Origin of the sequence: Klebsiella sp. BIGb0407 (assembly GCF_024807845.1) — a bacterium.
Classification (GTDB): Bacteria; Pseudomonadota; Gammaproteobacteria; order Enterobacterales; family Enterobacteriaceae; genus JGM124.
In genome coordinates, this window is the sequence record NZ_JANUEQ010000009.1 from 179767 (window position 1) to 203259 (window position 23493).

At 45.7% G+C, this 23493-nt stretch carries 17 protein-coding genes; 3 read left to right on the top strand and 14 right to left on the bottom strand.

The features are described from left to right. Positions 1-17 precede the first annotated feature (17 nt). The 5 genes from M2387_RS22180 to ssb1 all read right to left on the bottom strand — a co-directional run bounded on the left by M2387_RS22180 (position 18) and on the right by ssb1 (position 6356). Complete coding sequence (locus M2387_RS22180) at positions 18-779, bottom strand: fimbria/pilus periplasmic chaperone (protein ID WP_259052760.1); 762 nt, start codon at positions 777-779, stop codon at positions 18-20. A 100-nt stretch (positions 780-879) separates the two neighbouring features. After that, positions 880-3402, bottom strand: a complete 2523-nt coding sequence (locus M2387_RS22185; protein ID WP_259052721.1) for an outer membrane usher protein — start codon at positions 3400-3402, stop codon at positions 880-882. A gap of 48 nt (positions 3403-3450) precedes the next feature. Then, entirely contained in the window at positions 3451-3990 is a 540-nt protein-coding gene (locus M2387_RS22190) for a fimbrial protein (RefSeq protein WP_259052722.1), read from the bottom strand. 30 nt (positions 3991-4020) lie between these two features. Continuing rightward, positions 4021-4563 carry a fimbrial protein gene (locus tag M2387_RS22195; RefSeq protein WP_259052723.1) on the bottom strand — a complete coding sequence of 181 codons (543 nt, stop codon included), beginning with the start codon at positions 4561-4563 and terminating at the stop codon, positions 4021-4023. A 1259-nt stretch (positions 4564-5822) separates the two neighbouring features. Next, on the bottom strand, positions 5823-6356 hold the full coding sequence (gene ssb1 / locus M2387_RS22200) for a single-stranded DNA-binding protein SSB1 (RefSeq protein WP_259052724.1): 534 nt from the start codon (positions 6354-6356) through the stop codon (positions 5823-5825). Between the two features lie 227 nt (positions 6357-6583). Here ssb1 and uvrA point away from each other — a divergent pair, with 227 nt between their 5' ends. Next, positions 6584-9409 (top strand): excinuclease ABC subunit UvrA, encoded by a 2826-nt coding sequence (uvrA, locus tag M2387_RS22205; protein WP_259052725.1) that lies wholly within the window; start codon positions 6584-6586, stop codon positions 9407-9409. Positions 9410-9462: 53 nt separating this feature from the next. Here the strand turns inward: uvrA and M2387_RS22210 are convergent, their stop codons facing one another. The 5 genes from M2387_RS22210 to dnaB form a co-directional block, all read right to left on the bottom strand. Beyond that, a complete protein-coding gene (locus M2387_RS22210) occupies positions 9463-10278 on the bottom strand; it encodes a Cof-type HAD-IIB family hydrolase (protein ID WP_259052726.1) in 816 nt (271 codons plus the stop codon). 182 nt (positions 10279-10460) lie between these two features. Continuing rightward, a complete protein-coding gene (locus M2387_RS22215; protein ID WP_259052727.1) occupies positions 10461-12059 on the bottom strand; it encodes a PTS sugar transporter in 1599 nt (532 codons plus the stop codon). Positions 12060-12351: 292 nt separating this feature from the next. Further along, positions 12352-13545, bottom strand: coding sequence for an amino acid aminotransferase (locus M2387_RS22220; protein ID WP_259052728.1), 1194 nt, complete (start codon positions 13543-13545; stop codon positions 12352-12354). Positions 13546-13604: 59 nt separating this feature from the next. After that, a complete protein-coding gene (gene alr / locus M2387_RS22225; protein WP_259052729.1) occupies positions 13605-14684 on the bottom strand; it encodes an alanine racemase in 1080 nt (359 codons plus the stop codon). A gap of 77 nt (positions 14685-14761) precedes the next feature. Continuing rightward, positions 14762-16168 (bottom strand): replicative DNA helicase, encoded by a 1407-nt coding sequence (gene dnaB / locus M2387_RS22230; protein WP_259052730.1) that lies wholly within the window; start codon positions 16166-16168, stop codon positions 14762-14764. 80 nt (positions 16169-16248) lie between these two features. On the opposite strand from dnaB, the gene M2387_RS22235 reads away from it, so the two are divergent. Then, entirely contained in the window at positions 16249-17232 is a 984-nt protein-coding gene (locus M2387_RS22235) for a quinone oxidoreductase (protein ID WP_259052731.1), read from the top strand. Between the two features lie 214 nt (positions 17233-17446). Here M2387_RS22235 and dusA read toward each other — a convergent pair whose 3' ends face one another. After that, on the bottom strand, positions 17447-18424 hold the full coding sequence (dusA, locus tag M2387_RS22240; protein ID WP_409040251.1) for a tRNA dihydrouridine(20/20a) synthase DusA: 978 nt from the start codon (positions 18422-18424) through the stop codon (positions 17447-17449). A gap of 377 nt (positions 18425-18801) precedes the next feature. Beyond that, complete coding sequence (locus M2387_RS22245) at positions 18802-20193, bottom strand: phosphatidylinositol-specific phospholipase C (RefSeq protein WP_259052733.1); 1392 nt, start codon at positions 20191-20193, stop codon at positions 18802-18804. 577 nt (positions 20194-20770) lie between these two features. Between M2387_RS22245 and zur the strand changes: the two genes are divergently transcribed. After that, positions 20771-21283, top strand: a complete 513-nt coding sequence (gene zur / locus M2387_RS22250) for a zinc uptake transcriptional repressor Zur (protein WP_259052734.1) — start codon at positions 20771-20773, stop codon at positions 21281-21283. A 68-nt stretch (positions 21284-21351) separates the two neighbouring features. Here the strand turns inward: zur and dinF are convergent, their stop codons facing one another. Both dinF and lexA read right to left on the bottom strand, forming a co-directional pair. After that, positions 21352-22686, bottom strand: coding sequence for an MATE family efflux transporter DinF (dinF, locus tag M2387_RS22255; protein WP_259052735.1), 1335 nt, complete (start codon positions 22684-22686; stop codon positions 21352-21354). Positions 22687-22792: 106 nt separating this feature from the next. Further along, positions 22793-23401 carry a transcriptional repressor LexA gene (lexA, locus tag M2387_RS22260; protein WP_259052736.1) on the bottom strand — a complete coding sequence of 203 codons (609 nt, stop codon included), beginning with the start codon at positions 23399-23401 and terminating at the stop codon, positions 22793-22795. Between the last annotated feature and the right edge of the window lie 92 nt (positions 23402-23493).

Below are 23493 nucleotides of genomic sequence, written 5' to 3' on the forward strand. Positions count from 1 at the left end.
CTTCCTCCTGATAATTATTATTTCTTAGTTGCGCTATTTTCAACGACCTTACATTCATTACTCTGACACTGGAATGTCAGCATTGGTCGGCCACCGTAATCATTGATGTAAGTTAAAACAGGACGATTACCCAGCTCTGACGGCTTAACACCTAAAGATGCTTCACCAAAAGGCGCAATCATCACCGGTGTAAAATCTTTCGCTTTTAGGGTTGCAGGTTTATCGTTTTCGGTCGCATTTATAATTGTCACATAGTATGGCGTAGGGTTTTTAACCATCATTTTGTCGCCACTTTTATTCAGGGTTAATTTGTCCTGAATAGGTGTTGCCATTCTATCGAGCTTAATTGCTTTAGGGCGATAGAACAGTTTCACACGTGTCTGTAACGCGATTTGTAAGGTGTTTGGCTTATCACTTTTCGGTGGTACTTCACGCAAGTTAAAATAGAACAGACTTTCTTTATCTTGTGGTAACTGGCTGATAGCCGGTAATGCCTCTATTTTTATCTGGCTGGCAGCGCCCGGCTCTACACGCTGCATCGGCGGCAGTACGACCAGTGGCGAGTTGATTTTGTCACCCTTCGAATTTTCAAGCCAGCCTTGGGCCAGATAAGGTAACTGTTTATTATTATTAGAAATATTTAAGGTGATAGATTTCTGATCGCCATCAAATATAACGCGAGTTCTGTCAAGTGCGATTGCACCCTGCGCGACCTGGCTTAATAACATCCCACCGGTTAACAAACTCATTATTAAATAGTTATGCTTATGTTTTTTCATCATTTAACCTTTATCACTCTGCAAGGAGCGGTTCGATTTCTGGAGTTTTATCTGCCTCATAAAATATAGTTCCTTTCTCCAGAAAGAGTATTTAATTTGCCTACAAAGGCTTAGTCACAGATTCGCAAGGGAGCAGTAATGTATCGTTCAAATCCATCAGTTTTTCCGGGAAATTAATCTGGCAGGCGTTATCTTCACCCCACTTAACCAACATAACCTCACCTGCACGAATGCCGGAAATATAAGCGCTGCCGTCATCTCCGACCAAGCCAGTTCCCTGACCTTTGCTATTTACTATCTGAGCGCCAAATGGCGGTTTTTTACCGTCTACAAGACGCAGAACAGCCATAGCTTTTTGACCTGCAAGAACCTTGAATTGACGATAGCCCACAGCCCCCTCTGTTAGAGTTGCCTGAACAACAGACTGCTGGGCATCAACATCATCAGGTAAGGCATTCAGATCAATTTGCGCCTTACTTCTATAATAGCTACTGACATCACCCACAACCGCTTTACCAAATCTATTGGATTCAACAGCAGCCCCGAATCCTTTAATCGGTACGTTCGCCACACCTTCAGTATCAACCAGCATACGGGTTCCCCCCATGCTGTTCATTCTATGGAATCCACCACCTTCCGGAGTAACGGTTAACCCACCTGAGGCTGACAGTCCATAGGCACTGTATTGGTTATGCTGATAACTGCCATTCGCCGTTAAACGCGCAATATCACCCTGGTAGGTAATAAATGCCGTCCCCGATCCACCTTGTCGGCCGGTTCCAGCACCTAACTGATAGCTGGTACGATCATTCACCCGGTCATGATAGGTGACACGATTTGTCGTATCGTAACGAGTGCTGTTCAGTGAATAACCTAAGTTGGCACCATTACTTAATGGAAGTGAAGTAGAAAGATATAAACTATCGTCTTTCACGCCATTGTACATACTGCGGTTTGCGGACAAATTGACGCTAACATTTTTGATTGGCCCAATGTCCATATAACGAGACAGGGACAAGCTGTAATAGTTATTATCTGGCATATCCCAATATGTTTGATGGTTATAGTTAAGGGATGCCGATACACCAAGATCACGGAAATTCTTGGTCAGTGAAATCGTATAAAGTTCTTTGTTACTGCCATAACGTGCACCGGTATTTCTAGCCAACAGAAAATCTGACATGCTCATAAAGTCACGTTCAGAGAAACGATAACCAGCGAACTGAATTTGACTGTCAATAGAATCAAATCGTTTGGCGTAGCTTAAGCGGTAAGATCCACCTTTGAGCATCTCCTGTCCTGCCAAACGAGCGAATGACTGCGTGACATCGACAGAGATAGCACCAAACATTAATAAATCACGGCCAATACCAATCGAGAAAGCGTTATAATTTTTACTGTTTAAGCTACCGCCAAACATTGACCAGCCATTGCTGATCCCCCAGGAAAATTCACCTGAGGCAAAATTATCACCTTCACTATGACGATCAATATCTGACGGTTTACCCAGTGATAACTTGTACTGGATTTGTCCTGGTCGTGTCAGATACGGGAGGTTTGCGGTATCAACCTGATATTCTTGTACAGATCCATTTTGTTCTTCAATTTTGACATCTAACTTACCGCTTACCGCATCACTTAAGTTTTGAATACGGAACGGCCCAGGAGCAACCTGTTCAGTATAGATAACACGGCCCTGCTGACTGATGGTCACTGTCGCATTCGACTGTGCTATACCGGTTATCTCAGGCGCATAGCCACGGATATTGGGCGGAAGCATATTAATATCAGAACGAAGACTTGCCCCAATAAAACGAAATGAGTCAAAAAGATTAGATACCAGATAATCTTCACCCATGACTAATTTCGCAGAGAGGCTCGATAATGCTCTGTAGGCATAAAATCGACTCCACTGGAAATCTTTATTGGTCGGCTCATCGGAACCCGTCATGTGGTTTAAACGACTTTGCCAGTCGGCACGAATACGCCATGCGCCTATATTGGCACCGGTAATACCGTTGCCATTCAATGAATAACTATTGCTGCCACCCGTTCTATGAGAACGGTTAGCATTAGCGTTAATGCTATAATCAGTAATAAAGGCAGGCACACCCTCATCCCAGCGAGAAGGGGGATCCCAGTTAGGCGCCGTGTATTCTAAGTATGCCTGAGGAATACTGATATATAAGGAAGATGTTGCCAGATCGCCCCGTATTTGTAATCCATTGAGGCTGGCAGGATCAAGACACTGGCCATCATGCCACCACGTAAGAGACTTCAGCGCAGTGCTGGTTAAACCAAACAGATCAACAAGTTCCGGTGATAAACAGGCCATACTGCCCTTAGGATCATCCGGCGGAGTATAATAAGTTATTGATTCTTCTTTTAAATTATCGCTATTAACTTTTAATTCTAATAGATAGGTGCCAGGCATGATATAGCCAGCACGAGAAAAATGATCGAGGTTAATATTTTCCTTGTCTTTAACATCTAACACATCAGTATTAAATTCAATTGTATCGGATGGATTATATGCCCAAGCACTATTAAGGGACAATAAAGCCAGCATTACTGAAAATGCACTCCTCCTCAATAAAAAATTCGACTTGATATGTAAAGACATAAAAAATATCCCTAATAATGTTTAAGAATAACAAGGGTTAATAACATATCAGTAATAATCTACTTTAAAGCGAATAATACTTTGATAAGCCCCGGCTCGTAATGGACTATTATCTGAGACTAATCGAAGTTTATAGCTCAAACGCATGGTAGGAGGCGTAATCTCTTGTTCCGGTAATGCTTCACCAGGTACAACCTGTTTCTGATTTTCATCCTGCATATACAACGCAACACCCCTTGCCTCGCCCATAACCTCAAATAACCCATCTTTAGATGGGCCATCGAAAGTCATTTGTAATGTTTTCCACGTTTTTGATGGATCGCTGTCTTTAACTAATTCACAATCAACCAAAAAAATATCAACATCGCGAGTAGGTCCCCCACCCAGCTGATTAATTACAGCTAAAGGGATCGCACCCATGTTAATAACCTGATCTTGCGATTCCATCGCAATATTGCAAGCAGCATCGGTGATTTCACCGTTCATCGTTACGGTGCCCGAACCAGCCGGTGCTGCTGCTTTAGCAATAGGAAGGACAATAAATAAGGAAAGAAAAAGCATCCCTTTACTTAAGGTATTAATTCCCACTTTATTATCCCTCTTATTATTTACGAATTCTTATTCGTAATCCATGGTGAAGTTAGCCAGTGCGGTAAATGCACCCGGAGTTGCAGTACCCGCTGCAGCACCTTGTAAGTAGGCAGAGAACAGCAGGGAGTTATCACCATTCTGGAAATTGATATCTGTAGATGATGAGCCATCAAGGGTAACTGGCTGGCCATTCAGACCAATAATCACAACACCAGCACCAGCTGCTGCACCTTGAATTGCCAGAGTATTAGGAACTTCATTGCTGATACCGCCAGTGAATGTAACTTTAGCGAGGTTTTTAGCGGTAGGATCTACAGTGGTATCAGTCATTTCACAATCCACTAATTCAATAGTGAAAGGAACTGGACGAGATGTACCACCACTTGCTAATTGTTTGGTAGTAACCTGGCCAAGATTAACGGTCTGATCAACAGATTCAGGCGCAATACCACAAGCGGCTGAAATAATTGAACCTTCAAATGTTACAGTACCATCACCCTGGCTATCTGCAGCAAATACTGATGCACTCATAACGCCAGAAACTAATACTGCTAATATAATCTTTTTCATGATCCGCCTCTATATAGAATAAATTTGTTTGTTAAAAGTTTATGCTGCTAGTCTTACTTCACTTCAGTTGCTATAAGACATGTTGATTGACTATATCTTCATACTCAGTTACTGCTTTACGTACTGATATTTATTCTCATTTAATAAACAAGAAAATTAATACGCACGAATTAATTGCATCATAAATCCCCCAAAGGATATTTTGAGGCAGTACAATTTCAAATTAATTATATTTAGCAACTCAGCGAATGATTAATAGGTTAAACATCATTTCCGCTGAGAGCAACAATTTTCTAATTATTCAAAACAATTTGACACTTCCATACACTATTCGTTAATTAACATAGGAATATTATTAGTAACGTCACGTAAATATAATAATAAGTGATCTTAATAACCAATAACCACAGTTACTATTCACATAAATTACGTGATTGTAATAAAAAAGATCCAATTTAATTAATTTATTTAACCTTGTGATTATTTATTAACTCTATGAAGGTAAGATTAGACGATGATTTTTTTTTGTCAAAAAACATTTCTATACTTTTATCTAAAAACCGACTAAAAATCACCCAATAAAAACAAAAAAACCTGTTGAATCAATGATTAATTATTTAATATCCATTAGGACGTTTCTTATTCATTTTTATTAAAGACCTACAACAATAAAGAGATTAGATTAAATATGTTTCTTATCAAAATTATTCCACAATGTTACTTGCACTTTCCTCCAAATAGACTACGTGGCTATATGAATACCACTCCATATAGATAACTTACTAAATTATTTAGCATTTGAGGTAAACGATAAAAATTAGGGGGATTTATCTCTTCATAATTAGGATGATTCTCTTTGTATTGGGATTTATCTTTTTATATTAGGATTTATCCTTTCGCGGTGGGATTTATCTCTTTATATGGGTTTGTTCTCACCAGTTAACCAGTACAGGTAGCTTTTACCAACGCGTATGCAATCGAGTCCTCTCTTTATTGCTGTTGATGCTTTCGGCCTCAAGGTGGCGACAATAGTTTGCCCTTATACCTCATTAATCAATATCAATTAACCACAATATAAATATGGTTAATATATTCAGCCCCTCATGATCCAGATGAGCGATCACTACTACGACGCCAGCTGACTTCTGACATTCCGTCCTAATAAATAGCGGTCATCAAGGCGCACACAAAGAAAAAGCCCCGATGCTTACGCACCGGGGCTTGCAGTTAAAACTTTATAAAAAAGTCTATGGTAGTTTTTAGAACGGAATATCGTCGTCAAAATCCATTGGCGGTTCATTAGACGGTGCAGGCGCTGCATTCTGCTGTGGGCGAGATTGCGCACCGCCGCTGAACTGATTGCTTGCCTGTGGCTGCTGTGGCTGACCCCAGCTACCTTGTTGCTGGCCTGCGTTACCGCCACCAGCAGGAGCTCCACCGCCCTGACGGCCACCCAGCATTTGCATGGTACCACCAACGTTAACCACGACTTCGGTAGTGTATTTTTCTACACCGGCCTGATCGGTCCATTTACGGGTTTGCAGAGCACCTTCTATATAGACCTGGGAACCCTTACGCAGATACTCACCCGCGACTTCGGCAAGCTTGCCGAACAGTACAACGCGGTGCCATTCTGTTTTTTCTTTGGTTTCGCCGGTTTGCTTGTCACGCCAGGACTCTGAAGTGGCCAGAGTGATGTTAGCAACAGCACCACCATTTGGCATATAGCGTACTTCTGGATCCTGACCAAGATTCCCGACGAGAATCACTTTGTTTACGCCTCTGCTGGCCATATTCGTATCTCCTGGAACATGTAATAAATAGTCTAAACGATCAATTCTATCATGCTACCGCCGATGTTTATAGCTGAGAGCAGCATTCCAGCAATTGTCCTGACGATACATTATTTCATCAAACCACTGGATATTCATTCAGCTTTTATTATGCCATAATGAATTATTAAGGCCTTCGGTGGTGCAATCGGCACCAGCCACACATCATTGTCGTTCGGGAAAAGTGAATGGATAAGATAGAAGTTCGGGGCGCCCGCACCCATAATCTCAAAAATATCAACCTCGTCATCCCGCGTGACAAACTTATCGTTATCACGGGGCTTTCGGGTTCGGGTAAATCATCACTGGCATTCGATACGCTTTATGCTGAAGGCCAGCGTCGTTACGTTGAGTCTCTTTCTGCTTATGCGCGTCAGTTTCTGTCGCTGATGGAAAAGCCGGATGTCGACCATATAGAAGGTCTGTCACCGGCCATTTCGATTGAACAAAAATCGACGTCCCATAACCCGCGTTCTACCGTGGGCACTATTACAGAAGTGCACGATTATCTGCGTCTGCTGTATGCCCGTGTTGGCGAGCCACGTTGCCCGGATCACGATATTCCGCTGGCAGCACAAACCGTCAGTCAGATGGTTGATAACGTCCTGGCACAGCCTGAAGGTCGTCGTTTAATGTTACTCGCGCCGATTATTAAAGATCGTAAAGGCGAGCATACCAAGACCCTGGAAAACCTGGCGGGCCAGGGCTATATCCGGGCACGTATTGATGGTGAAGTCTGCGATCTGTCCGATCCCCCTAAACTGGAATTACAGAAAAAGCACACGATAGAAGTGGTAGTGGACCGCTTTAAAGTCCGGGAAGATATTAGCCAGCGTCTGGCTGAGTCATTTGAAACCGCGCTGGAATTGTCTGGCGGCTCGGCAATTGTCGCCGATATGGATGATGCTCAGGCGGAAGAAATGCTGTTTTCTGCGAATTTTGCCTGCCCGGTTTGCGGCTACAGCATGCGTGAGTTAGAACCGCGTCTGTTTTCCTTTAATAACCCGGCCGGAGCCTGCCCGACCTGTGATGGCCTGGGCGTGCAACAGTATTTCGACCCTGACAGAGTGGTGCAGAATACCGAGCTGTCACTGGCCGGAGGAGCGATCCGTGGTTGGGATCGTCGCAACTTCTACTACTTCACCATGTTACGTTCCCTGGCAGACCACTATAAGTTTGATGTTGAAACGCCATGGAATGAACTGAGCAACTCCGTGAAGCAGGTGGTGTTGCATGGGTCAGGTAAAGAGACCATAGAATTTAACTATATGAACGATCGCGGCGATACTTCTGTACGCCGCCATCCGTTTGAAGGCGTTTTAAATAATATGGAACGCCGCTATAAAGAGACAGAATCTTCGGCGGTACGTGAGGAACTGGCGAAATACATCAGCAGCCGCCCTTGTAACAGCTGCGGTGGTACACGACTGCGTCGCGAAGCTCGCCATGTATTTATCGAGAATACGGCGCTGCCGACCATTTCCGATATGAGCATCGGCCATGCGATGGAATTCTTCCAGAACATGAAACTCAGCGGTCAGCGTGCTCAGATTGCTGAAAAAGTCATGAAAGAGATTGGCGATCGCCTGCGGTTCTTAGTCAATGTCGGCCTGAATTATCTGTCGCTTTCCCGTTCGGCAGAAACCCTTTCCGGGGGAGAAGCTCAGCGTATCCGTCTGGCCAGCCAGATTGGTGCCGGGTTAGTCGGCGTGATGTATGTTCTGGATGAACCTTCTATCGGGCTGCATCAGCGTGATAATGAACGTTTGCTGGAAACGCTGATCCATCTGCGTAATCTCGGTAATACGGTGATTGTGGTTGAGCATGACGAAGATGCGATTCGTGCCGCAGACCATATTATTGATATCGGCCCGGGAGCCGGGGTTCATGGTGGCCAGGTGGTTGCTGAAGGGACCATGACCGATATTATGGCGGTACCTGAGTCACTGACCGGTCAGTATCTGAGTGGTAAACGCCAGATTGAGGTACCGAAACAACGTGTCAGTGCCGATCCGCAGAAGGTCCTGAAACTGATTGGCGCTAAAGGTAATAACCTTAAAGACGTTACCCTGACTCTACCCGTGGGGCTGTTTACCTGTGTGACAGGTGTGTCTGGTTCAGGGAAGTCGACGCTTATTAACGACACGCTGTTCCCGCTTGCCCAGCGTCAGTTAAACGGAGCAACGATTATCGAGCCTGCTCCTTATCGGGATATCCAGGGGCTGGAACACTTCGATAAAGTCATTGATATTGATCAGAGCCCGATAGGTCGTACGCCGCGTTCTAACCCGGCAACCTATACCGGCGTCTTTACGCCAGTACGTGAACTGTTTGCTGGCGTTCCGGAATCACGTGCCCGCGGTTACACCCCAGGCCGCTTTAGTTTTAACGTCCGTGGCGGACGCTGCGAAGCTTGCCAGGGTGATGGCGTTATCAAAGTCGAAATGCACTTCTTGCCCGATATCTATGTCCCTTGCGACCAGTGTCGAGGTAAGCGCTATAACCGTGAAACGCTGGAAATTAAATATAAAGGCAAGAGTATCCACGAAGTACTGGATATGACCATTGAAGATGCGAGAGCATTTTTTGATGCCGTTCCGGCACTGGCGCGTAAGCTACAGACTCTGATTGATGTCGGCCTGTCTTATATTCGTCTGGGGCAATCAGCCACAACTCTGTCAGGCGGTGAAGCCCAGCGGGTGAAACTGGCGCGTGAGCTTTCTAAGCGCGGTACCGGACAGACGCTGTATATCCTTGATGAGCCAACGACGGGTCTGCACTTTGCCGATATCCAGCAACTTCTGGAAGTGCTGCATCAGCTGCGCGATCAGGGTAATACCATCGTGGTGATTGAGCATAATCTGGATGTGATTAAAACCGCAGACTGGATTGTCGACCTCGGCCCTGAAGGCGGAAGTGGCGGCGGTGAAATCCTCGTCTCTGGTACCCCAGAAACCGTTGCCGAGTGCGAAGCCTCGCATACAGCACGTTTCCTGAAACCATTACTTACCTGATTCATCTGTCCCTTACTGTCGATTCCGGCAGTAAGGGACCATTAACCGCCCTTCTACGCTCGTGAGAGAGCCCAGTTAACGGCAACAGCAACACCATGTTGATTATTATCGCTGGAGACAAAAGTCGCCGCTTTTTTCAGGCGTTCCACAGCATTTCCCATGGCAATTTTAATACCTGCAATATTAAACATTGGCAAATCATTATGCTGGTCGCCAATCGCAATAATATCCTGCTCGGAAAGATTGAGACGTTTCTTAATAAAGGCTACCGCATGGCCTTTATCAATTCCTACTGGCTGAATATCAATATAGTTTTCGCCGGTAGCCATGCTACTAAAACCGGCTGGCATATCTTCAGACAGACTCTGTTGATATTGTAAGATACTCTCTTTATCGCCACAGACAGTAATTTTACAAATATCAGAGGCTTGATAGATTTCCGCCTGGGTCGATTGCTGTAAAGGTAAACCAAATACTTCTGCTTCATATTCAGTAAAAGAGGAAAGCGGTTTATGAGCCGGGTAGATAAGCTCAGTGGCAGTAAAAAAGTGGTGAGGGTACTTATACAGACCGACAGCGCTATTAATATCTCGCATATCCATACTGTTCATAAGCCCTTCAAACAAAATGGTATTCTCTACAGTGTCAAATACCTGACTACCATTAAAGCCAGCCACATAACGCACCAGAGAGAGCACTTGCTGCTGTTCCAGTAGTTTCAATAATGACACCAGCGGGCGGGCAGAACACACAATAATCTGACCGCCGCTATGGTTAATAAAATCAGCCAGTGACTGGCGATTTTCCTCGCTGATCTGCCCTGCTGAATTGAGCAGTGTCCCGTCCATATCTATAGCTAATAATTTCATGGTATTGATTTCCAATCGGGGGAATATCCCCACTAAGAGAGTAAAATAACCGTACAAATTTTATGACTGTAACTGAAATTCAAATATCGGGAGTATTATTCGTAATCAGAATAATATTAACGCAGATTGCAGAGATAGCGAAGCTGACTATTGTCAGCTTCGTATTTTAATAACATAACTTATTATTTTACAGATTCAGCAACTGCCGCAGGCTGTTCTTGCTTCACGATAGCTTTAAATCTGTTGGCCACCAGGGTGGTAATACAGGTCAGTACCATCACGACAGTCATGATAATCGCCATATACATCGTTTCATTGGACATAAAGGGTGAGACAAAAGCCGGAACGTAAGCAATACCCATGACGTTAAAATAGCCCAGCATCATGCCTCCCAGCCCTGAGAACAGAATGGCCGCCATAAATACCACTTTATTGGCAAACATAAACGGATAAGCAGACTCAACAAAGGTACCAAAACCGAGGTTAATCAGCAGCCCTGGCGTCGCAACGGCAGCTTCACTTTTATCACGCGGAGCAATGACATTGGCGAGGTTAATACCTGCGGCAACCATCACCAGTCCGACCATATCGACCGCCCCCAGGAAGCTGACGCCGGTTTTTTCCATCTCCAGCAGTACCAGTGGCAGAATAACGGCATGATAGACACCCGCCAGAATAGCTGGCCAGATAACCAGTCCTGCCAGCAGACCTGCAAGAATCGGGCTATACGCCAGGGTAGCAGCCAGAGCGTCTTTGATATAATCCCCGACGATTAACGCCAGCGGGCTGAGCAGATAAAACATAATTAAACCCGCGGCCAGACCCGATATTCCTCCGGCAACAATATTGACTGTGGTGGTCGGAAAGCGCCAGCTCAGACAGAGTTCAAACAAATAACGGACAAAGATACCCGCCAGTAAACCACCGACAATCCCGCCAATAACGCCGCCTTCAACGGAGAGCACCCCAGCAATAATTCCGGAGACTATCGAGACTTCATCTAACTCAGAAACCTGTTTTGCAGCCAGCACAGCGACCAGTACCGGTAGTGCTTTAAGCATAATTTCAAAGACATCTTTGAGTTTTTCAAACCCGGGAATATGGCTGGCAGCCAGTACTATCGCCATGGCAATAAAACCCGGTAAAGCAGGGATCATAATGCCGCGGATATTACAGCGCTGCATCAGGCTCTTATTTGAGCGCTGGCTACCCGACATATCTCCGGACAGATTAGGCCGATATTTAATGCCCCAGTGCTTCGCCAGTGAGGCAACAAAAGAAACAGCACGGGTTCGGTTCGTGGTGCCTGTTGTTCCTGAGGTTGCAATCACTTTTGCGCCAGAAGCGGCTATCAGCGCCATTGATGTCCCGCCGGTACCGACTACGGGTAACTGGGTTTCGGCTGCTGCTTTAAAGACTTGCTGGTTAGCATTGACGGGGTCGGCACTCATCACGATTAAACCATCAATATTGCCATCACGGATTTCTTTAGCAATACGAGCATCGATCTCTTTAGCCGCGTCATTGACAGCCGACAGCGCCCCCTCAAAGGTACGTTTTGGTGCTGTTCCATTACCGTCCGGCAGACTATAAAGGCTGGCAGGCGTCGTCAGTTTTACGCCGTCCATGGAGGCTCTCGCAGCAATAAATTGTACCGCCGCTACCTCAAAACCTGCGGCATCACACTGAACATAAATTTCTGCCAGTAATTTTTCTGGAAAGGATCCGCCGAGATTATAAAGATTCCCTCCACTGCTCCCGATAATGGCAATTTTTTTCATATCGTTCTCTTAGATAAGATGTTCTTTTGAGCAGGTCTTTATTTTGTAAAGGCATGAAAATCAGACAAAAAAAACCGACAAAAAGACATTAATTGTATGGATAAATTAAAATGAGTAACGAGGATATAACACGATGATTAAATAAGGGAATCAGTTATTAATAATCATTAACAATGCCAGGACAACATCATTAACACTAATGCTGGCTGATAAATAAAGGTAAATAATTGCAGATGTTAGTCAGAGATAATAAGCCCTTGTTACTACAGTAATAAGAGCTTATCCGTCACGCTTACATTACCGCAGCAAATGCCTGTGCCACGCGCTGTACATTATTGTGATTAAGTCCCGCAACGCACATACGACCGCTGGCAATCAGATAGACGCCAAACTCTTCACGTAGTCTGTCTACCTGTGCGGCGCTTAATCCGGTATAGCTGAACATACCGCGCTGTTGCAGCAGGTAATCGAAGTTACGATCGGGGATTTCTGCTTTCAGTACTTCAACCAGTACCTGACGCATTTCCAGAATACGCACACGCATCTGCTCGACTTCAGCCAGCCAGCTGGTAGTCAGTTGCTCGTCATTGAGTACGGTTGCCACAACTTGTGCACCAAAGTTTGGTGGACTTGAGTAATTACGACGTACCGCCGCTTTCAGTTGCCCGAGAACACGCGCTGCTGCATCGGTATCATCACAGACCACAGATAAACCGCCAACACGCTCACCGTACAAAGAGAATATTTTAGAAAATGAGTTGCTGACCAAGGCCGGCAAGCCAGCATCTGCGATAGCCCGTATCGCATAGGCATCTTGTTCCATACCCGCACCGAATCCCTGATAGGCAATATCAAGGAAAGGAATCACATTGCGCGCTTTCAGAACCTCAATCACCGCATCCCACTGACTGTTAGTCAGGTCAGCACCGGTCGGGTTATGGCAGCAAGGGTGCAGCAAGACAATACTTTGCTCTGGTAAGCTACTCAGCGTTTCCAGCAGGGCATCGAAACGAACGCCACGGCTCTCATCATCAAACCACGGATAAGTATTTACGGTAAAACCGGCTCCGGAGAAAATCGCGATATGGTTTTCCCAGGTCGGGTCGCTAACCCAGACTTGTGAATCAGGGAAATAGGTTTTCAGAAAGTCAGCGCCCACTTTCAAGGCACCCGAACCGCCCAGAGTCTGAATGGTCGCGATACGACCTTCACGTAAAGCCTGGCTATCGGTGCCAAATAATAACGGAGCAATGGCTGAACGATAGCCGCTTAAACCTTCCATCGGCAGATAAAGAGAAGCCCCGTGAGGTGCGGCATTGAGTTTTTCTTCAGCGCTCGCAACAGCCTGAAGCTGAGGAATAGTCCCCTGGGCGTCGTAATAGAGACCAATGCTCAGGTTTACCTTGTCCGAACGCGGGTCCACTTTGAAACGTTCCATCAACGACAGGATGGGGTCGCCTGCATAGGCGTCAACTTTTTGAAACACTTTGGGGTTCTCCTGGTTTACAGTCGTGTGCATCACCACTGTAAACCAGGCGGGGACAATCAGTCCAGATACTCCATCACCGCTCGTGATGTCAGTCTTGTGACAAGTTCGTAAGCACTCACCTTGGTGATTTCAGCAATACGTTCGACGGGTAAGTTATCTCCCCACATCACCACGCTATCACCGGGCTTATCCGAAGATTCTGGCCCTAAATCAACGGAAATCATATCCATTGAGACACGACCGACAATAGGGACTTCACGCCCGTTCACCAGCACAGGGGTACCCGAAGGTGCACAACGAGGATAGCCATCACCGTATCCCATGGCCACCACGCCAAGACAGGTATCGCGTTCTGCAGTCCAGGTACCGCCGTAGCCCACAGGTTCACCTTTTTTATGCTCACGAACAGCAATCAGGTTAGAACGCAGAGTCATCACCGGCTGGAACCCGAGCTCATCAGCCCAGGGCTTATTTTCCAGCGGCGAGATGCCATAGAGAATAATGCCCGGACGTATCCAGTCGAAATGAGATTCAGGCCAGAAGAGAATGCCATTGGAAGCAGCAATCGATAGCTTTCCAGGCTTATTCGCAGTGAAATGGTTAAAAACAGACATCTGGCCTGAGGTAGCATCGGATTCCAGTTCATCAGCCCGGGCAAAATGGCTCATGATATTCACCGGCTGGCAGACATTTTTACACTGCGTGAGGCGCTGATAAAAAGCCTCAGCCTCTTCAGGCCTGACACCCAGGCGATGCATACCCGTATCAAGCTTCATCCAGACCGTAACGGGCTGTTTCAGCGTTGCCTGTTCCAGGGCTTCGAGCTGCTGAATACTGTGAATCGCAGTATGAAAATTTTGAGAGGCAATAGTGGGTAAATCATCAGGCTTAAAAAATCCTTCCAGCAACAGGATGGGTTTAGTGATTCCCCCAGCTCGCAGACGCAATGCCTCTTCAAAACGTGCCACACCGAAAGCATCGGCGCCAGTAAGCGTCAGAGCACTTTCCAGTAAACCATGCCCATAAGCATTGGCTTTTACGACGGCAACGATATTGCTCGTGGGTGCCAGTTCACGTAAACGCTGTAAATTGTGTCGCAAAGCGCGGCGATTAACCACAACAGTGGCCGATTTCATATCCCTTCCTTGCTTAAAATAGGTTAAACACCTCCCCGGCACAGGTCAGGCGATAACCTGTGCAAAGGGTCAGAAAACTATTCTTCGTCGTATTGTGGCCCGGCATAGTTATCAAATCGCGACCACTGACCGTTAAAGGTCAGACGTACCGAGCCGATAGGGCCGTTACGTTGCTTACCGATAATGATTTCCGCGATACCTTTCAGATCGCTGTTTTCGTGATACACCTCATCACGATAAATAAACATGATAAGGTCAGCATCCTGCTCAATCGAGCCAGATTCACGCAAATCTGAGTTTACCGGGCGTTTATCAGCACGTTGTTCCAGAGAGCGGTTAAGCTGGGAAAGAGCAACTACCGGAACCTGTAGTTCTTTGGCCAGCGCTTTAAGAGAGCGAGAGATTTCGGCAATTTCTAAGGTACGGTTATCAGACAGCGATGGAACACGCATTAATTGCAAGTAATCGATCATGATAAGGCTCAGCCCTTCGTGTTCACGATAAACACGACGAGCACGCGAACGGACTTCCGTCGGGGTCAGACCCGAAGAGTCATCGATATACATATTGCGCTTTTCAAGCAAAATTCCCATGGTACTGGAGATTCGTGCCCAGTCCTCGTCGTCCAGCTGGCCGGTACGAATACGTGTCTGATCGACGCGAGATAACGAGGCCAGCATACGCATCATCAACTGCTCACCGGGCATTTCAAGACTGAAAATTAATACCGGCTTTTCCTGCAACATTGCCGCGTTTTCACACAGGTTCATCGCAAAGGTGGTTTTACCCATTGAAGGACGCGCGGCAACGATAATTAAGTCGGATCGTTGCAGACCTGCGGTTTTCTTATTCAGATCGTTATAACCCGTATCCACGCCAGTGACCCCGTCATGTGGCGTCTGATAAAGGGATTCGATCCGCGAAACGGTCGCCTCGAGGATCTGATCAATACTTTTCGGGCCTTCATCTTTATTGGCTCGATTTTCAGCTATCTGGAAAACGCGTGATTCAGCCAGATCTAACAGATCCTCACTGGTACGCCCTTGAGGATCATAACCGGCATCCGCTATTTCATTCGCTACGGCTATCATTTCACGGACAACGGCACGTTCACGCACAATATCGGCGTAGGCACCAATATTCGCCGCACTGGGTGTATTTTTTGATAGTTCTGCGAGATAGGCAAAGCCACCGACACTCTCAAGATGCCCCTGGAGTTCAAGTGACTCAGACAGGGTAATCAGATCGATAGGTTTGCTCATTTCCAGCAAACGCTGCATTTCGGTGAAGATGGTGCGGTGCGGTCGACTGAAGAAATCGTTGCTGACAACGCGCTCAGCGACATTATCCCAGCGTTCGTTATCCAGCATTAAACCACCCAACACCGATTGCTCTGCCTCAAGCGAGTGTGGCGGCATTTTCAGGCCTTCGACCTGATGGTCGCGAGGAGCAGAAGGTTTGTTGAAGGGTTTTTTTACTGCCATAGTGAGGGGGTTACCAGGTTCATAGTATAAGGGTTGAAAGTATAACCCAGTCTCCATCCTCGAAGACACAAGGAGTTTCCATGGCAAAGCGTATTCAGTTTACTCAGCATGGCGGGCCAGAGGTACTACAGACGGTCGAGTTTACACCTAATCCCCCTGCTGATAATGAGATTCAGGTAGAGAATAAAGCTATTGGTATCAATTACATTGATACTTATATTCGCAGCGGATTGTATCCACCTCCGTCACTCCCCAGTGGCCTTGGTACCGAGGCTGCCGGTATCGTCAGCAAAATCGGCCGCAATGTTACGCATTTAGCCGTCGGCGATCGGGTTGTCTACGCTCAGTCTGGTTTAGGCGCTTATAGCACAGTACATAATGTGCCTGCTGCTAAAGCGGCAAAGCTGCCAGATGCTATTTCTTTCGAACAAGCCGCGGCCTCTTTCCTGAAAGGGTTAACCGTTTACTATTTGCTGCGTAAAACTTACAACATTAAGGCTAATGAAACTTTTCTGTTCCATGCCGCGGCGGGTGGTGTGGGGCTGATAGCCTGTCAGTGGGCGAAGGCGCTGGGTGCAAAACTGATTGGTACTGTCGGTTCTGCTGAAAAAGCGGAACGCGCAAAACTCGCCGGAGCATGGCAGACCATTAATTACCGTGATGAAAATATTGCCGAGCGCCTTCAGCAGTTAAATGATGGTAAGAAGGTCGCAGTAGTGTATGACTCAGTGGGTAAAGATACCTGGGAGGCATCGCTGGACTGCTTACAACCCCGCGGATTAATGGTCAGTTTTGGTAACTCATCCGGCCCGGTCTCTGGGGTTAATTTAGGCATTTTGAATCAGAAGGGTTCGCTGTATGCCACACGCCCTTCCCTGAATGGGTATATCACCACTCAGGAAGAGCTTAGCGAAGCGAGTAATGAGCTATTTTCTTTGATTATCAGCGGCAAAATTAATGTCGATGTTGCCAGAAACCAGATGTTTGCTTTAGATGATGCGGTTCTGGCTCATCAGACTCTGGAAAGCCGTTCAACGCAAGGTTCCAGTCTGTTAATTCCGTAGATTAATTTTTAAATACAAAGAATTAGGGCTTCCCATAGGAAGCCCTTTCTTTTTTTATTTCGTACTGTATGTAGGGTACAGCGCGATAAATGGGTTAAGCGCTACGGATAGTGTCAGATTTTGAATCTAATTAAAATGCGGTCATTAGGAATAAACACAAGCTTGTGATCTGCCCCTCAGTCCCGCAGTCATTCTGACCATTTTTGCTTAAAAATTATCGTCTGTTCTCAACTAATGACAGAGCCTGTTCGACAACACTCACCCCTGCTCCAGCCTTATGCGCATTTTCGCTTAAATAGCGACGCCATTGACGCGCCCCAGGGATCCCCTGAAACAGTCCCAGCATATGACGAGTAACATGGCCCAGGTAAGTCCCTTTTGTCAGTTCGTGTTCGATATAAGGATACATCGCACGTACCACCGCAAACGGACAAGGTTCTGGCTCCGTCGAACCGAAGATTTCACGATCCACTTTAGTCAGTAAACCCGGGTTCTGGTAAGCTTCGCGACCAACCATTACACCATCAAGATGCTGCAAATGTGTTTGAGCTTCTTCGAGGGTTTTAATGCCGCCGTTAATAGATAAAGTCAGTTGCGGGAAATCACGCTTTAACTGATAAACACGTGGATAGTCCAGCGGCGGGATTTCACGGTTTTCTTTTGGGCTGAGTCCGGATAACCAAGCTTTTCGGGCGTGAATAATAAACTCGTTACACTCCCCTTTTCCGGACACGGTTTCAATAAAATCACACAGGAAGGCATAACTGTCCTGGTCATCAATACCAATACGGGTTTTCACCGTTACCGGAATAGAAACCACATCACGCATTGCTTTGATACAATCAGCCACCAGTTGGGCATCACCCATCAGGCAAGCACCAAAACGGCCATTCTGGACGCGATCGGAAGGACAACCTACATTGAGGTTAATTTCATCATAGCCCCGAGCCTCAGCAAGCCTTGCACATTCCGCCAGGGCCTGAGGATCGCTACCACCTAGCTGTAAAGCTACCGGATGCTCTTCTTCACTGTAGGCAAGATAATCGCCCTTCCCGTGAATAATCGCCCCTGTAGTGACCATTTCGGTATACAGCAAGGTATGACGTGACAGCTTGCGTAAAAAATAACGGCAGTGGCGGTCAGTCCAGTCGAGCATGGGGGCTACAGAAAACCTTCCTGCTCTGTTTTGCATTGAATTTACAGCTATATCAGCATTGTTGCTGATATTGATGATTTCTTTATTTTGGTGCATTTTGGCTCGTTCTGTACTTTTTTCGCTTTCACAGGACACCATCAAGGACACCACTAACACGATGTACACAATGATATACTGGAACGCGAGCATTCAAATCATGACCTACTATAACATATTCAATTACCCCAAGTTGATGGGGTTGATTAACAACACCAAACGCGTTTGCCCGGTATATGATGAATCGGGCAAACGACTGGCAGGATTTTGTGTTTTTCGACTATAACTTGCCTGTCTTCGCTGTGGGCTTGAACATAACAGAAACAGGCAATTACAGGGTTTAGATTACAAACTTATTCTCTATTTATTAACAGATATTAATCTTTCAAAAAGGGGTTATGGGAAATGATTTCATCAGATAAACCATCATGGTTCTCAGGGTAGTCCATAACCACTGTACCTGAAAATTTCCCACTATTAACTTCTTTCATTACGCCTTTATTTACACCATTCGCTAAGTCACGCAAGGAAACGGCACCATGTGTTGTACTGGAGTAATTAATGAACCACGTTTTTTTAGGTTTATTCTTTGACTCGTTAGCTAATTGACCAAAAACAGAAATTTTATTTGATATGGAGTTTTTATATTCATCCTGAATGACAATTTTGCCATCATCATTCAAAGCGACCTCAAATCTTTTACTATTGTCTGGCCAGTGAGTAACATCAACACTCCGGGTAATGGATTCTTTTACCCCGGTTTTAAATCTGCGCACAAGGAAGATCCGTCCTCTCACTTCACTCAATAATGGAATTGTATTTTTAACTTTACCTGTTTCATTTAATACCCAGAAATTTTTCGTTCGAACGACATAACTTTCAAATGTCTCAGGAAATCCACGATTATTATTTTTGGGATTATGTTCTTCTTTTATTTGCATAAATATACATTCTGAAGGGTTTTCCTTCAAAAATTGAGTACAGTCTTCAAGAACATTATCAAAATTAATACCGAGGTATACATTCCCATGATGAATAGTAAACACGTTATTAATATGCCGACACCGGATATCCAGATATCTAATGCCAGAATCTAACTGTTGTTTTATTGATACACTTTGTGTTTTTGCCCAAGGAGCGGCCGCTCCTGTATAACTACCGGTTCCAGAATCATGAGTGCCAGGTATGTTTATTTCACTTATATATAAACCATTGTCTAATTTCATCATCCAGGAGGGATCATAGACATGTTCGACGTCAATCACATTCACACCATTGCCACCTCGTCGGCATATTAACGTTTTTTTCTCTTTCTCGCCATATACACCGACTACACTTATCTTATTCGAACCAAGACAATAAGCATACTTACCACCAAACCACCAATTATTAGAACTGCCTGAGTGCCCTTGAGCCATCACAACATCATCAAATAAAACAGAATATTGACTCCCAGTTTTATTATTTTTTATCGTTAATGAAAGATTACCTATAAATGCAAAGTTTAAGGATCCAGCGGCATGTCCAAAAGTCGTATTCTTTTCAGTATTCAGTATATTATTAAACCACTTTGCTACACTCTCTGAGTGTTTTCTTCCTACTCTGAACCTAAAAACACCCGAGGAGTTACAGGTTAATATTTTTCCCCTGGTAACCTCTGATGGTTGTCCATTTGTTACACGCCCATCAGTCACTACATATGACCCTCCTATTAATGTATATCCATTATGTAGAACAAATTTGACATCGTTGTCTCTAATAGTAGCCATATATGTACACCTCGTTTAAGGGAAAATATATTTAATGTAGAAAATAAAATTCAACGACTCCATGAGAATTCAATGGAAATGTTGATAGTGTCATTCATAAAATAATAAATCTGGTGACGATTAAATTTATATTAACCACATCAGAAGTATTATATCAATATAATATTGCGACTATTCCTAATTTAGAGATGTCACTTTTCACGACATAAAGAATTTTATAGAATATACTCTAAATAATACGAGTACTTGTAGACATAAAGTTCAGCCACTGATGAATATAGATGAACTCTGTGATTTATCCAACTCCACTGCTGCAATGCACAAGCGTGTTTGACTCCGTGGCTAACACCGCAAGATCCACTACTTTTATATTGTTAGCTGCGTTAATATTTCTGTCATGGTTAACAGGATTTTAGTTATGCACCTGATACCTCTCATCAGAAATATCCCTTAGCATTGATGCTTCTACTCGCTGCCCCGCTAACATGCCAGAGATACGAATCAGGCTTGATACCGCTTAATTCTTCATTTTCTTTCCCTTATGGTACTATATTGAGTCAAATATCGGGAGAGACTGATGGATACGACAACCGCTCAAAATATGTTAGCGCAGGCAGAAAAGCTGTGTTTGCAACGCAATGTACGCCTGACCCCGCAACGTCTGGAAGTACTGCGTTTACTGGCAGAGCAAAGCGGAGCCATTAGTGCTTACGATCTGCTGGATTTACTGCGTGTGAGCGAGCCGCAAGCCAAGCCACCGACCGTTTATCGTGCGCTGGATTTCTTGCTGGAGCAGGGTTTTATTCATCGCGTAGAGTCAACTAATAGCTATGTGCTGTGCCACCTGATAGACCACCCGACACACTCTTCAGCCATGTTTATTTGCGACAGATGCGGCGCCGTGAAAGAACAGTCAGCGCAGGGTGTCGAGGATATTATGCACAAACTCGCGTCAGGCATTGGTTTTGCGCTGCACCACTCTATTATGGAAGTCCACGGCTTGTGCGCGGACTGTGCTGAAGTGGAAGCCTGCCATCACCGCGAACAGTGTGGTCACGATCACTCGATTCTGATGAAAAAGAAGCGTTAAACGAAAATAAAGGTACATCCTTGCCCCGGGTGAGTGGCTCACAGGCATACTGATGTACCCGTTTAAGCTCAGTGCTGATTCAGCCCATCAAACCAGGTATTATTTTTCCAGTGGCGACGCCAGATAAAGGCCAGCGCAAGGCCACGCAGAGATAAAAATACGGCCAGTGCCAACCATAAACCGTGATTACCCAGCCAGGGTAAGGTCAGTAACGTCAGGCCGAAACCCAATGCCGCGATAGCCATACTGTTGCGCATATCGGCACCACGAGTTGCGCCAATAAACATGCCGTCCAGCAAATAACACCATACCCCAACCAACGGCAAAATAATCTGCCATGGCAGATACTGGTCTGCTAGCTGTCTGATTTCCGGTAATGAGGTCAGCAGAGCAATGATATGCTGGCCTGCCAGCGCATAGATAATCGCGAACGCCAGAGCGACTAATCCCGCTTGTCGGCAGGAGGCATACCAGACCTCACGTAAATGGCTGCTATCACGTGCACCATAAGCTTGCCCGGAGTAAGCCTCAACGGAATAAGCGAAGCCATCCAGAGCATAGGCGGTGAAGGTCAGCAGGGTCATCAGAACCGCATTCACGGCAACAATTTCGCCGCCCAGGCGGGCACCAAAAATAGTAATACCAGCAAAACAGATTTGCAGCAGCAATGAGCGCAGCATGATATCGCGGTTGAGCGCCAGCAGGCGACGCATATCGCCACGCCAGCTATTTTTAAACATCCGCAGGGTTATTCCTCGCAGTGCCATGACTTTTTTCACCATCAGTAAACCGATGATAAAAGTGGCATATTCTGCCGCAACCGTTGCCAAAGCAGCACCCTCGACTTTCATCTGCAAACCGATGATAAGCCAGAGATCGAGCACAATATTTAATACGTTACCGACCACCAGCAGTATCACAGGCGCACGGGCATACTGCACTCCTAGCAACCAGCCAAGTAATACCAGGTTAGCCAGTGAAGCAGGCGCACTTAACCAGCGTATTTCCAGAAAAGCACGAGCCTGAGCTAATACCTCTTCGCTCCCGCCAACAATACGTAGAGCCAGGTCAATCAATGTCGTGCGGAAAATAACTATCGCGATACCCGCAATCAGGGCCAGCAACAGTGGCTGTACTAATGCCCGGGCGAGACGTGGGGTGTCTTTAGCGCCAAAGGCCTGCGCCGTCATACCGGTGGTACTCATACGTAAAAATAACAGCAGCATAAACAGAAAACTGGTCGCCATGGTACCGACAGCCACCCCACCCAGATAAACCGGGCTTTCGAGATGACCAATAACGGCAATGCTTACCAATCCAAGCAGAGGAACAGAGATATTAGAGAAAATCATCGGCAGCGCCAGCCGCCATAAAGCACTGTCCGCAGAGGAGAAGAATCGCATAGCTGGACCTGAGTCGAATGAGGAGAGGGAATTGCATTAAAGTGATGCAAGTTAACATAACTGCACCACTTTAACTGATACTACTAATCGATGCTCTTAATTAATACTACAGCCATTCACCATTACGAATAACGCCAACAGCCAGGCCTTCGATGGTGAAACTTTGCTGACGCAAGTCAACTACGATTGGCTGGAACTCGCTATTTTCTGACAATAATTGAACAGTATTGCCCTGCTTCTTCAGACGCTTCACTGTGACCTCGTCATCGATACGAGCGACGACAACCTGTCCGTTACGCACATCCTGAGTTTTATGTACGGCAAGCAAGTCGCCATCCAGAATACCGATGTCTTTCATTGACATACCGCTTACTCGTAACAGGAAGTCAGCGCCAGGTTTGAACAGACCAGGATCAACCTGATAATGGCCTTCGATATGCTGTTCGGCCAGCAGCGGTTCTCCGGCGGCAACGCGCCCAATCAGAGGCAGCCCCCGCTCTTCTTCAATTAATAACCTGATACCGCGAGATGCTCCGGAGATAATCTCGATAACCCCTTTACGCGCCAATGCCTTAAGGTGTTCTTCAGCCGCGTTCGGAGAACGAAACCCAAGACGCTGGGCAATTTCAGCACGCGTTGGTGGCATGCCAGTCTGGGTTATATGATCCCGAATCAGATCAAACACCTCTTGCTGCCTGGTAGTTAGTGCTTTCATTCCGCCCCCTGGGTGTTTATACAGTTATGCTGTGAGTATATACAGCAAATGGCGAATATGAAACCAGAAATTAAGCTAAAACAAGCAACTCA